The 13,124-nt window shown below is 67.8% G+C and carries 8 protein-coding genes; 7 read left to right on the forward strand and 1 reads right to left on the reverse strand.

Features of this window, described 5'->3' with window-relative positions; translation table 11 throughout:
* Nucleotides 1–38 precede the first annotated feature (38 nt).
* Nucleotides 39–6,299 carry an Hpt domain-containing protein gene (locus ACSQ9E_RS01030; RefSeq protein WP_436216616.1) on the forward strand — a complete coding sequence of 2,087 codons (6,261 nt, stop codon included), beginning with the start codon at nucleotides 39–41 and terminating at the stop codon, nucleotides 6,297–6,299.
* Nucleotides 6,300–6,396: 97 nt separating this feature from the next.
* Nucleotides 6,397–7,548 (forward strand): PilT/PilU family type 4a pilus ATPase, encoded by a 1,152-nt coding sequence (locus ACSQ9E_RS01035; protein ID WP_057201749.1) that lies wholly within the window; start codon nucleotides 6,397–6,399, stop codon nucleotides 7,546–7,548.
* A 237-nt stretch (nucleotides 7,549–7,785) separates the two neighbouring features.
* On the opposite strand, the gene ACSQ9E_RS01040 is transcribed toward ACSQ9E_RS01035, so the two are convergent.
* A complete protein-coding gene (locus ACSQ9E_RS01040) occupies nucleotides 7,786–9,258 on the reverse strand; it encodes a cryptochrome/photolyase family protein (RefSeq protein WP_057269013.1) in 1,473 nt (490 codons plus the stop codon).
* 23 nt (nucleotides 9,259–9,281) lie between these two features.
* On the opposite strand from ACSQ9E_RS01040, the gene ACSQ9E_RS01045 reads away from it, so the two are divergent.
* Genes ACSQ9E_RS01045 through ACSQ9E_RS01065 form a run of 5 tightly spaced genes read left to right on the forward strand, consistent with a single transcriptional unit; the run spans nucleotide 9,282 to nucleotide 13,105 of the window.
* Nucleotides 9,282–9,881 (forward strand): YqgE/AlgH family protein, encoded by a 600-nt coding sequence (locus ACSQ9E_RS01045; protein ID WP_057201751.1) that lies wholly within the window; start codon nucleotides 9,282–9,284, stop codon nucleotides 9,879–9,881.
* The gene (ruvX, locus tag ACSQ9E_RS01050) at nucleotides 9,878–10,297 is read left to right on the forward strand and encodes a Holliday junction resolvase RuvX (RefSeq protein WP_057269012.1); all 420 of its coding nucleotides are present in this window, start codon (nucleotides 9,878–9,880) and stop codon (nucleotides 10,295–10,297) included. Before ACSQ9E_RS01045 ends, ruvX begins: the two co-directional genes overlap by 4 nt.
* Complete coding sequence (pyrR, locus tag ACSQ9E_RS01055; protein WP_057201753.1) at nucleotides 10,294–10,845, forward strand: bifunctional pyr operon transcriptional regulator/uracil phosphoribosyltransferase PyrR; 552 nt, start codon at nucleotides 10,294–10,296, stop codon at nucleotides 10,843–10,845. The genes ruvX and pyrR overlap by 4 nt, the downstream gene beginning before the upstream one ends.
* A gap of 2 nt (nucleotides 10,846–10,847) precedes the next feature.
* Nucleotides 10,848–11,810 carry an aspartate carbamoyltransferase catalytic subunit gene (locus ACSQ9E_RS01060; RefSeq protein WP_057201754.1) on the forward strand — a complete coding sequence of 321 codons (963 nt, stop codon included), beginning with the start codon at nucleotides 10,848–10,850 and terminating at the stop codon, nucleotides 11,808–11,810.
* Complete coding sequence (locus ACSQ9E_RS01065) at nucleotides 11,807–13,105, forward strand: dihydroorotase (RefSeq protein ID WP_436216617.1); 1,299 nt, start codon at nucleotides 11,807–11,809, stop codon at nucleotides 13,103–13,105. Before ACSQ9E_RS01060 ends, ACSQ9E_RS01065 begins: the two co-directional genes overlap by 4 nt.
* Nucleotides 13,106–13,124 lie beyond the last annotated feature (19 nt).

A 13,124-nucleotide genomic window follows, 5' to 3' on the forward strand; every position in this document is an offset into this window, starting at 1 on the left:
CATCAACCAGCTGGCTCATTGCAGCCGGGGACGAACCCATGCCATCTATTGATGTCAAAAATGCACCGGCCGCAGACTGGACCCAGGGAGAGCAGGACCTGGGTCCTTTGGCTTGGGTGCTCGACGAACTGCGCAAATCCCTGGGGGGCGCGGTCAAATCGATGCGCCGCTTTGTGCGCGATGTGGAAACAGCGACCGAGTCGGACCTCGCGGCGCTCGACGCCGGCGCCTTGCGCATTGCAAGGCAGCAACTGCACCAGGCCAGCGGCGCGCTGGAAATGGTTGGCATGGGGCCTCCGGCGCTCGTGCTGCGGGCCATGGAGTCCGCAGTCCAGCGCTTCGTGCAACGCCCTGAGCTGTGCACCGATGAGGCCACCAGCACCATCGAAAAAGCCAGCTTCGGCCTGATCGAATACCTGGAAAGCGTGCTGTCCGGCAAGTCCGTCTCGCCGGTTGCCCTGTTCCCCCAGTACCGTGAAGCCCAGGCCCTGGCCGGAGCCGAGCGCGTGCACCCCGCAGACCTGTGGCCTGTGGAGCGGCGTTTCCGCGAGCCGGAAGTCACCATTCCTGCGGAACCCCTGCCTTATGGCCCGCAGGCGCGGGCACACCTGGACGCGGCGGTGCTGCGCATCGTCAAGACGGGCGACCTCAAGGCCGCCCGCAGCATGTACGAAACCTGCCTGGGCCTGGTTGCGGCCCAGTCGGACCGCCAGTCGCGCGCGTTCTGGAAGATCTGCGCCGCCTTCTTCGAAGCCTTTGCCGGCGGCCTGCTGCCGGCGGACGTGTATGTGAAGCGCGTGGCTTCCCGCGTGCTCATGCAGTACGCCACCCTGGCCAAGGGCGACAACACCATTGCCGACCGTCTGGTGCAGGACCTGCTGTTCTTCTGCTCGCAGACCACGGTGCCTGCGGGCGCGGAGGCCAGGTTCCCAGCGCTGATGACCGTGCGCCATGCCTTCAGCCTGGACCGCTTCAAGCCGGTGGACTACGACACCGCGCGCTTTGGCCGTTTCGACCCTGCCGTGCTGGCCCAGGCCCGAAAGCGCATTGCCGCCGCCACCGAAACCTGGTCGGCCCTGGCCGGCGGTGACCGCAACAAGATCAAGCCCGCTGCAGACCAGTTCAGCCTGGTCTGCGATTCGCTGCGCAAGCTCAGCCCTGGCAGCGAGAAGCTGGCCACGGCGCTCACGCACGTGATGGATGCCACCACCAAGTCCGGCGAGCCGCCATCGGCTGCGCTGGCCATGGAAGTGGCCACCTCGGTGCTGTACCTGCAGGCTGCGTTCGAAGAGCTCGATGCGGCCGAAGACCAGATGGCCGTGCGCGCCGCGCGCCTGTCCGAGCGGCTCGAAGCCGTGGGCGCCGGTGCCGAACCCGAGCCCCTGGAAGGCTGGATGGAAGAGCTGTACCGCCGTGTCAGCGACAACCAGACCATGGGCAGCGTGGTGGACGAACTGCGCGCCACCCTGGCCGAGGCGGAAAAATCGCTGGACCTGTTCTTCCGCGACCCCAAGGACCCCACGGTGCTGGCCCCGGTGCCCGGGCACATGGCGCAGATGCGCGGCGTGCTGTCCGTGCTTGGCCTGGACCAGGCCTCGCTGGCCGTGGTGCGCATGCGCGACACCGTGGACCGCCTGCTGATCAACGACATTCCCGAGGAAGAGCGCCAGCCCGTCTTCGAGAAGCTGGGCAGCAGCATGGGGGCCCTGGGCTTCCTGATCGACATGCTCAGCTACCAGCGCGCCATGGCGCGCAAGCTCTTCGTCTATGACGAGGAACTGGGCGAGTTGCGCATCCTCACGGGCCGCACGCGCGCCCGCGTCAGCGACACCCAGGAAGTCACGCCCGCCAAGCTCGAAGAGCGCGCCGCCATTCCGCTGCCCGATGTGGTGCCGCGCTTCCCGGTCGAGGAGCCCGAAAGTGCCCCCACCGACTTCTCGCCCCTGCCCGGCGAATTTGCCGAGCCCGCGCCCGCCCCGGCGCCGGTCGAGCAACTGGCTCCCGACATCGGCTTCGGCCACCTGGGTGTTGCGCCTGCATCGCCTGTAGCGCCCGTGCCAGCCCCTGCGCCAGCCGCCGCCTTGCCGGCCCCCGTGGTGCGCCCCCCGGTGGATGTCGAAGACGAACTGCTCGAAATCTTCCTGGAGGAAGCGCGCGAAGTCGTCACCACAGGCCTGGCAGCCATCGCCACCCTGCGCAATGAGCCGGGTGAACTGAGCGAGCAGACCACGCTGCGCCGTGCCTTCCATACCTTGAAGGGCAGCTCGCGCATGGTGGGCCTCAACGACTTCGGCGAAGCCGCCTGGTCGATGGAGCAGGTGCTCAACGCCTGGCTGGCTGAACAAAAGCCCATGCACGCGCCCTTGCTGCAGCTGTCCACCGATACGCTGCACGCCTTTGGCGACTGGGCCGACAGCCTGGCCTCGGGCAACCCGACCCATTGGCAACCCGAGGCCTTCCGCAAGGCCGCAGAAGCCATGCGCAACGATGGCACCTTGCTGCCATTGACGGGCGGCCCTGCCGAGGTCGCCTCCCTGATCGAGGTGCCTGCCGACAACACCGTGGCCGAAGTACCCGCCGAGCTGCCTGAAACCGTGCCCCATCCGGTGGAAGACTTCGCGCCCGTGCCGGAACTGGTCGCTGCCCCCGTCGCCCTGGAGCCAGCGCCCGAAGCCTTGCCGCACGAAGACGAAGAAATCGTCCACGCCGACTTCGTCTCCACCGAAGTCCCTGAAGACGCCGTCGAGCCCGAGATCATCGCGCTCGAGGCGCCCAAGGAAGTGCCCGACACCAGCTCCACGGTCACCGAAGAGATCGACTTCGCGGTGTTCGCCGAAGCCGTCGCGCAGGTGCCCGACAGCATCGACGCACCGGCCGCCATCGAGCCCCCCGTTGTGGTCGAGCCAGTCGCCGCCACCGTGGTGGACTTCGATCTACCGCTGCTCGATGCCTTCGAGGTGGCCGCTGAGCCCGCTCCTGCACCCGTGCCCGAGCCGGTGGTGCAGGCCGTGTTCGACACTCCGTTCGAATTCGCGCTCGACGACCAGTTGCTGGAAGCCGGCGCCCCCGCACAGCCCGAGGCCGTGCCGGAGCCCGAAGCCGTTCTGGAGTTTGTCCCCGAGCCTGAACTGCAGGCCCCGGCCGTGGTGGCCGAACCTGTTGAAGCGGTGCTGGAGCCCGTCCTCGATGTGCTGCCAGAAACCGCCGCTGCCCCCGTGGCACCGGTCGCTGCGCCCGTGGCCGAAGAGGCTTCCTTCGACGAGGCCGTCAAGGTCATCGAGACGCTGCGCATCGGCATCCCGCTGTACAACGTCTACTTGAACGAAGCCGACGAATGGTCGCGCCGCCTGGTTACCTGCCTGCAGGAATGGTCGCTGGAGCTGCACGAACCCCTGCCGGACACGGCCGTGGCCCTCGCGCATTCGCTGGCGGGCAGCTCCGCCACGGTGGGCTTCAATGCGCTGTCCGAAATGGCACGTGTGCTCGAGCATGCGCTGCAGCACGTACAACTGCAGACGCGCGGCTCCGAAGAGCAGGCCCGAGTCTTCATGGATGCGGCGGAAGACATCCGCCGCCTGCTGCACCAGTTCGCCGCCGGCTTCCTCAAGGAGCCCAGCCAGGAAGTGCTGGAAGCGCTGCGCCAGATCCTGCAGACCGAGGTCGACAACACCCTGACCCCGATCGAGGATGAGATCGACGATGAGCCAGTCCGGGATGCCGAGGCCGAGGCTGAGGATTCCGCTGCGGCAGCACTGGCAGCGGCTGAGGTGGCGCCCGCCCTTTCTGTCGTCCCTACCGGGCATGTGGCACCCGCGCTGTCGCCAGTGGTGCACGACAGCGACCACGACCAGGAGGTGGACGACGCCATCGCGCGTGCGGTGGCGCTGTCGTCCGACCTTGACGATGACATCGACGTCATCGACGTGATCGACCCCGACCTCTTCCCGATTTTCGAGGAAGAAGCCCAGGAGCTGCTGCCCCAGTTGGGTGGCGCCCTGCGCCAATGGGCCTCGCGCCCCGACAACCTGGGTGCCCGCAGCGAAGTGCTGCGCGCCCTGCACACGCTCAAGGGCAGCTCGCGCCTGGCCGGTGCCATGCGCCTGGGCGAAATGGCCCACCGCCTGGAGTCCGCCATCGAGCAGCTCGATGTGGACACCGTCACCAGCGCCGAGATCGAGCCGCTGCAAGCCAGCTTCGACGGCCTGCAGGCCAACTTCGCCGCCCTGAGCGCCATTGGCAGCCAGGGCCCGGCCGATGCTGTCGTCACCCTGCCGGTGGCTGCGCAGGCGCCAGTTGCCAAGGCTGCAGAGCCCGCCGCCGCCGCTGCGGGAACTGCAACCGGTACCCCGGAACAACGGCCTGCCGCTGCCACCGTGGCGCCGGCCGCTCGCCTGGCAGGTCCGTCGCAACTGGCACCGCTGCGTGTCGCTGCGAACCAGTCGGTGCGGGTGCGTGCCCAGCTGCTGGACCGCCTGGTCAACCAGGCGGGCGAGGTGATGATCAGCCGCTCGCGGCTGGACGTGCGCCTGTCGCAGTTCCGTTCCTCACTGACCGACCTGTCGGGCAACCTGGACCGCCTGCGCCTGCAACTGCGCGACATCGAAGTGCAGGCCGAATCGCAGATGCAGTCGCGCCTGGCGCTGTCCAAGGACTCGGCTGCTGGCTTCGACCCGCTGGAGTTCGACCGCTTCACCCGCGTGCAGGAGCTGACCCGCATGATGGCCGAGTCCGTCAACGACGTGGCCACCGTGCAGCGCAACCTGCAGCGCACCATGGAAGGTGCCGAAGACGACCTGATCGCCCAGGGCCGCCAGGCGCGTGAGCTGCAGCGCGATCTGCTGCGCACCCGCATGGTGGAGTTCGAAGGCATTGCCGAGCGCCTGTACGCCGTGGTGCGCCAGGCGTCCAAGGAAACCGGCAAGCAGATCAAGCTCGACATCACCGGCGGCTCCATCGAAATGGACCGCGGCGTGCTGGACCGCATGACCCCCGCCTTCGAGCACTTGCTGCGCAACTGCGTGGCCCACGGCATCGAGAACCCCGAAGCCCGCGTGGCCGCCGGCAAGCCGGCATCGGGCACCATAACGGTGGACCTGCACCACGAAGGCAACGACGTGTCGGTGGAGTTCCGCGACGACGGCGCCGGCCTGAACCTGCCGCGCATCCGCGAAAAGGCCATCTCCCAGGGGCTCATCGAGCCGGGCCTGGACCTGAGCGATGCCGACGCCGCCAACCTGATCTTCACGCCCGGTTTCAGTACCGCGAGCGAAGTCACGGGCCTGGCCGGACGGGGCATCGGCATGGACGTGGTCCGCTCCGAGATCAACGCCCTGGGCGGCCGCATCGAGACTACGACCGAAACCGGCAAGGGCGCTGCCTTTCGCATGATCCTGCCCCTGACCACGGCGGTCACGCAGGTGGTGATGCTGCGTGCCGGCGATCTGTCCATCGGGGTGCCTGCCAACCTGGTGGAAATCGTGCGCCGTACCTCGGTGGCCGACCTGCAGGAAGCCTACAAGTCCAGCCACTTCAATGACGGCACGGAGCAACTGCCCTTCTTCTGGGCCGGTGCGCTGCTGCAGGCCTCGGCCCGCAGCCATGAATCGGTCGGCAAGACCCGCCCCGTGGTGGTCTTCCGAAGCGCCTCGCAGCGCATCGCCATGCACGTGGACGAAGTGCTGGGCAACCAGGAAGTGGTGGTGAAGAACCTCGGGCCGCAGCTGTCGCGCCTGCCTGGCCTGGCCGGCATGTCCGTGCTGGCTTCGGGTGCCGTGGTGCTGATCTACAACCCGGTGGCGCTGTCCACCGTGTACGGCGACCAGGTGCGTGCTGCCAGCGCCGACCTGCCGATGGTCACCGACCGGGTGGACGCCAAGGGTGCTACCGTTGCGCCGCTGCCATCGGGCATCAGCCAGGTGCCGCTGATCCTGGTGGTAGACGATTCCATCACCGTGCGCCGCGTCACGCAGCGCCTGCTGCAGCGCGAAGGCTACCGCGTGGCCCTGGCCGCAGACGGCCTGCAAGCGCTGGAACGCCTGCAGGACGAGCGCCCCACGGTGGTGCTGTCGGACATCGAAATGCCCCGCATGGACGGTTTCGATCTGGCGCGCAACATCCGCGCCGACGGTGCACTGCGTGACCTGCCCATCATCATGATCACCTCGCGGATTGCCGAGAAGCACCGCGAGCACGCGATGGAACTCGGGGTGAACCACTACCTGGGCAAACCTTACTCGGACGAAGAGCTGCTCAGCCTGATTCAGCACTACGCCCGCATCGCCGCTGCCGCAGAGGCCTGACAAACCACCCGACGCCTGCATCCCTCACCGGTGCAGGCGTTGGTGTTTGTGGGGACCTGCGGCTTTTTTGTGTCTGTCAGCCTGATCAGAGGTACCGATGGAGTCGACTTCACCTGCCGGCGACAGCCGGCTGCTGGCCTGCCTGGGCCTGGTGGCGCGCGAAGGCGCGTCCGACCTGTTTCTGCTCGCGGGCGCCTCGCCCACGGTCAAGCGCCAGGGGCTTTACGTGCCCATCTCGCGCCAGGTGCTGGGCGCCGACGATATCCGCATGATGGCCTACTCGGTGATGCGCAAGGCGCAGCGCGAGGAGTTCGAAGCCACCATGGAGTGCGACCTCTCGTACACCACGCCGGACGGCGAGCGCTTTCGCTTCAACATCCACATGCAGCGCGGCCAGGTCGGCATCGTGGTGCGGCATGTGGTGTCGAACATTCCGCAGCTTGACCAACTGGGCCTGCCACCCGTGCTCAAGCAGCTGGCGTTCCTGAACGGCGGGCTGATCCTGACCGTGGGGGCCGCCGGTTCGGGCAAGACCACCACGCTGGCGGCCATGCTGGACCACCGCAACGAGCACGCCAACGGGCACATCCTCACCATCGAGGACCCCATCGAGTACCTGCACAACCACAAGAAGTCCCTGGTCACCCAGCGCGAAGTGGGGCTCGATACGCTGTCGTACGACGAGGCCCTGCGCCGCGCCATGCGCGAGGCACCCAGCGTGATCCTGATCGGCGAGATCCGCGACCGCGCCACCATGCAGCATGCGCTGCATTACGCCCAGTCGGGCCACCTGTGCGTGTCCACCCTGCATGCGCACAACGCCAGCCAGTCGGTGCAGCGCATCTTGAACTTCTTCCCCGAGACCGCCCACCAGCAACTGCTGATGGACCTGTCGCTGAGCCTGAAGGCCGTCGTCGCGCAGCGCCTGATCAAGAGCGTCAAGGGCACCCTGGTGCCTGCCACCGAGGTCATGCTGCTCACGCCCTATGTGGCCGACCTGATCCAGAAGGGCCAGGTTGACGAGCTCAAGACTGCCATCATCCGCGGCACCGAGCAGGGCATGGGCAGCTTCGACCAGTCGCTGCTGGCCCTGGTGGAGGCCGGCTCCATCACCCCGGCCGAGGCCGTGGCCAATGCCGACAACCGCACCGACGTCACCCTGCGCCTGCGCCTGGCATCGGGCAATTCACTGGCCATCGACGATGGCGGCATGCAGATGGCCGAGAAGCCGCGCGACTCGAGGTTTTGATACCCCCTGAGTCGCCTCGCGCCTCAGTGCGCCCGCCAGAGGCGGACGCTCTTCGTTGCCGTCCAAGCCTGCGCAGGCAGGCTTGGAGCCGCGGCACTCAGCCCCCAGGGGGACGCCCCCAGTGCGGCGGGGCGGCCCTTGCACGGGGGCACTGGCCTGGGCAGCGCCAGTTTTGGTGGTTTACGCCAGGTGGATAGCCTTCTGGCTCACCCCACTCTTTAAGGTTGGCGATGATTCTCAGTCCGCCGCAGCCTTCACCACGGCATACCGTTGCAGCGTGCGCTTGCGCGCCTCGTCGTGGTCCACGATGGGGTGCGGGTAGGTGCTGCCCAGCACCACCCCGGCTGCCTGCAGCTCCAGCGGCTTGGCTGCCCACGGCGCGTGCAGGGCCGCATCGGGCAGGCCGGCCAGCTGCGGCAGGTACTTGCGGATGAACTGGCCCTTGGCGTCGAACTTCTCGCTCTGGCTCACCGGGTTGAAGATGCGGAAATAGGGCTGTGCATCGCAGCCGCTGGAACTGGCCCACTGCCAGCCGCCGTTGTTGGCCGCCAGGTCGAAGTCGTTGAGGTGGGTGGCAAAGTAGCCCTCGCCCCAGCGCCAGTCGATGCCCAGGTCCTTCACCAGAAAGCTGGCCACCACCATGCGCAGGCGGTTGTGCATGTAGCCCGTCTGGTTGATCTGGGCCATGGCCGCATCCACCAGCGGGTAGCCGGTGCGGCCCTCGCACCATGCGGCAAAAAGTTCTTTGGCCTCCGGGCCGCTCTCCCAGCGAATAGCGTCATAGGCCGGCTTGAAGCTGTGCTCCACCACCTGCGGGTGGTGCGCCAGGATCTGGTGGTAGAAGTCGCGCCAGATCAGCTCGCTGAGCCACGTCGCGGCGCCCTGGTTGCCCTGCACCATCAGCGCATGGGCCGTGCGGGCCAGCAGGCGCGGGGAGATGGTGCCAAAGCGCAGGTGCACGCTCAGGTAGCTGGGCCCCTTGACGGCCGGAAAGTTGCGTGTGTCCTCATAGCGCGCGACGCGCTGGCGAAAATCCTCGAACAGGCGCTGCGCGCCGCTGGCCCCCGCAGGCAGGGCCAGTTGCGACAGCCCTGCCGGCTCGAATCCCAGGGCCTGCAAACCGGGTACCGCCCTGCGGTGTGCCTCGGGCCGGGGTGCCAGGCGGCCCGCATGGCGTTCCACGGGGTAGCTCTTCAGGTAGAAGGCGTCGATCTTGCGGAGCCAGGCGTTCTTGTAGGGCGTGAACACGCTGTAGGGCTTGCCGGTCTGGGTGAGCACCTCGCTGCGCTCGAACAGCGTGTGGTCCTTGTAGGTGTGAAACGCCCGCCCGGCCGCCGCCAGCCGGGTGCGCACCCGGCTGTCGCGTGCCAGGGCCTGGGGCTCGTCATCGTGGTTGGTGTAGACGGCATCCACCTTCAGTTCCTCGGCCAGGGCGGGCAGGGCATCGCTGGCCACCGCGTGCAGCACGATCAGTCCCCCGCTGGAGTGGCCCGACAGGGTGCGCAGGTGTTCGTCCAGCTCCACCAGCGACTCGCGGATGAACTCCACGCGCCGGTCCTTTCTGGGCAGGGGGTCGAGGATTTCCGTGTCGAAAACGAAGGCGCAGTGCACCTTCTGGCATGCGGTCAGGGCGTGGTAGAGGGCGGCGTGATCGGTCGCTCGCAGGTCGCGGCGGAACCAGACGAGTCCGGTGGAATAAGAGGGCTCCATGTTCACCGTTAAAATTGGCACATATGTCTATCGATTCTGCGCCCATCAACCTGACGCATCACTTCCTGATCGCGATGCCCGGTCTGGAGGATGAGTCTTTCGCGCGCAGTGTGGTCTACCTGTGCGAGCACAGCGAGCGTGGCGCGCTGGGGCTCATCATCAACAAGCCCACCGACATCACCCTCAAGGGCCTGTTCGACAAGGTCGACCTGTCCCTGCGCCGGGAAGACCTGCGCACGGCGCCCGTCTTCTCCGGCGGCCCGGTGCAGACCGAGCGCGGCTTCGTGCTGCACGAACCCATGCTCATGGACCGGGCAGAGACCGACGAATCGGCCTACGCCTCCACCATGACCATTCCCGGCGGCCTGGAGATGACCACCTCCAAGGACGTGCTCGAAGCCCTGTCCACGGGCGCAGGCCCGCGCCGGGTGCTCATCACCCTGGGCTATTCGTCCTGGGGAGAAGGGCAGCTCGAGTCCGAATTGGGCGAAAACGCCTGGCTCACCGTGGCGGCCGACCTGTCGGTGATTTTCGATACCCCCGTGGCCGAGCGTTACGACCGTGCACTGGCCCTGCTGGGCCTGCAGGCCTGGATGCTCTCGCCCGAGGCGGGGCACGCATGACCGGCTTGCCCGCCCAGCCGGCCGTGCCTGCGCATTTCCAGACCTTTCTAGCTTTCGATTTTGGCCTCAAGCGCACGGGCGTGGCCACTGGCAACCGCCTGCTGCGCAGCGCCAGCCCGCAAGAGACCATCAAGGCCGAGGGCGACGCCCGCTTTGTGCAGGTGGCCCAGCGCATCAAGGAGTGGCAGCCCGACGCCCTGGTGATCGGCGTGCCCTTCCACCCCGACGGCGCCAGCCACGATAACACCGAGCGTGCCCTCAAGTTCGGGCGCCAGCTGCGCGGCCGCTTTGGCTTGCAGGTGTTCGAGGTGGACGAGCGCTATAGCACCACCGAAGCCCTTGCCGGCGGCGCCAAGGATGCCGATGCCGCCTCTGCCTGCATCATCCTGGAACAGTTTTTGAGGAATCTTCCATGACGACGACGACCCCCTCATCGGGCGCACCTGCCGCATCCGGCGGCAGCTTGGTGCTCGACGCCGAGGCCTTGTACCGCGAGCTGCTGCGCGGCGTGCGCAGCATGATGAGCCCCGGCAGCACGCGCCTGGCGGGCATCGCCTCGGGCGGCGCCTGGCTGGCCGAGCGCCTGCAGAAAGACCTGGGCCTCGAAGGCGCCCCCGGCGTGCTCTCGTCGGTGATGCATCGCGACGATTTTGCCCAGCGCGGCCTGTCGGCCGGCGCGCAGACCACACTGCCCTTCGACGTCAACGGCGCCGACATCATCGTGCTCGACGACGTGCTGTACACCGGCCGCACCATCCGCGCCGTGCTCAACGAGCTGTTCGACTACGGCCGCCCCGCCAGTGTGCGCCTGGCCGTGCTGGTCGACCGCGGCGGGCGCGAGCTGCCGGTGCATGCCGAGTTTGCCGCCGCCCGCGTGGCGCTGCCGGCCACCCAATCGCTGGCCTTGGCGCGCGACGAGCAGGGTGTCTTCCAATTCCAAGTCCATCCCGTCCAAGAGGCCTGACCGTGCTGCACAAGCGCAACCCCCAACTCAACGGCCACGGCGAACTCGTCCACCTGCTGTCCATTGAAGGCCTGCCGCGCGACATCGTCACGCACATCCTCGACACCGCCGCCAACTTCGTGAGCGTCAACGACCGCGAGGTCAAGAAGGTGCCCCTCTTGCGCGGCAAGAGCGTGTTCAACCTGTTCTTCGAGAACAGCACGCGCACACGCACCACCTTCGAGATCGCGGCCAAGCGCCTGTCGGCCGACGTGATCAACCTCGACATCGCGCGCAGCTCCGCCAGCAAGGGCGAATCGCTGCTCGACACCATCGCCAACCTCTCGGCCATGGCGGCCGATCTGTTCGTGGTGCGGCACAGCGAATCGGGTGCACCCTACCTCATCGCCCAGCACGTGGCCCCCCACGTGCACGTGATCAACGCAGGCGACGGCCGGCATGCCCACCCCACGCAAGGGCTGCTGGACATGTACACCATCCGCCATTACAAGAAGGACTTCAGCAACCTCACGGTGGCCATCGTGGGCGATGTGCTGCACTCGCGCGTGGCGCGCTCCGACATCCACGGCCTGACCACCCTGGGCTGCGCCGAGGTGCGCGTGGTGGGCCCGCGCACCCTGGTGCCGTCCGACATGTCGCAGATGGGGGTGCGCGTGTGCCACACCCTCGAAGAAGGCATCAAGGACGCCGACGTGGTCATCACCCTGCGCCTGCAGAACGAGCGCATGAGCGGCGCGCTGCTGCCATCGAGCCAGGAGTATTTCAAGAGCTTCGGCCTCACGCAGGAAAAGCTGCAGCTGGCCAAGCCCGACGCCATCGTCATGCACCCCGGCCCCATCAACCGCGGCGTGGAGATCGACTCTGCCGTGGTCGACGGCCAGCAGAGCGTGATCCTGCCGCAGGTGACCTTCGGCATTGCAGTGCGCATGGCCGTCATGTCCATCGTTGCAGGAAATGAAGCATGAAGATACTGATCCAGAACGGTCGGGTGATCGACCCCGCATCCGGTTTTGACCAGACCTGCAGCATCGCCCTGGCGGCAGGCCGCATCGTTGGCATCAACCGCGTGCCGCCTGACTTTGCGCCCAACCGCGTGATCGATGCCGCCGGCTGCTACGTGCTGCCCGGCCTGGTGGACCTGGCCGCGCGCCTGCGAGAGCCTGGCTATGAGCACGAAGGCATGCTCGAATCCGAGATGGCCGCCGCCGTGGCCGGTGGCGTGACCAGCCTGGTCTGCCCGCCCGACACCGACCCTGTGCTCGACGAGCCCGGCCTGGTGGAGATGCTCAAGTTCCGCGCCGAAAAACTGCACCAAAGCCGCCTGTTCCCCCTGGGCGCGCTCACCCGCAACCTGGCCGGCGAGGTGCTGACCGAAATGGCCGAACTCACCGAGTCCGGCTGCGTCGGCTTCAGCCAGGCCGAGGTGCCGCTGGCCAGCACCCAGGTCACGCAGCGCGCGCTGCAGTACGCCGCCACCTTCGGCTACACCGTGTGGCTGCGCCCGCAAGAGCTGCACCTGGGCAAGGGCGTGGCCGCCAGCGGCCCGCTGGCCACGCGCCTGGGCCTGTCGGGCGTGCCCGTGGCGGCCGAGACCATTGCCCTGCACACTATCTTCGAGCTGCAGCGCAGCACCGGTGCGCACGTGCACCTGTGCCGCATCAGCAGTGCCGCCGGCGTGGAGCTGATCCGCCGCGCCAAGGCCGATGGCCTGAAGGTCACGGCCGACGTCAGCATCAACTCGCTGCACCTCACCGACGTGGACATCGGCTTCTTCGACAGCCGCGCCCGCCTGTCGCCCCCGCTGCGCCAGCAGCGCGACCGCGACGCGCTCAGCGCCGCGCTGGCCGACGGCACCATCGACGTGCTGGTGTCCGACCACACCCCCGTGGACGAAGACGCCAAGACCCTGCCATTCGCCGAGGCCGAGCCTGGCGCCACCGGCCTGGAGCTGCTGCTGAGCCTGGCCTTCAAGTGGTCGCAAGACAGCGGCATTCCCCTGCGCCGCGCCCTCTCGGCCGTCACGGCCGACCCGGCCCGCGTGCTGGGCAGTGCCCTGGGTACGCTGCAGGCCAGCGTGGGCCAGATCGTCGAAGGCGGCGTGGGCGACCTGTGCATCTTCGACCCCGCCGCCGCGTGGACGGTGCATGGCGACGCACTGCGCAGCCAGGGCAAGCACACCCCCTTCCTTGGCTACGAGCTGCCGGGTCGTGTGCGCACCACCCTGGTCGGCGGGCAGGTCGCCTTCGACCGCGGCGGCTGAGCGGTCCGGTCGGTACCAT

The sequence above is a fragment of the Acidovorax sp. LjRoot118 genome, assembly GCF_964253575.1.
GTDB lineage: Bacteria > Pseudomonadota > Gammaproteobacteria > Burkholderiales > Burkholderiaceae_C > Acidovorax.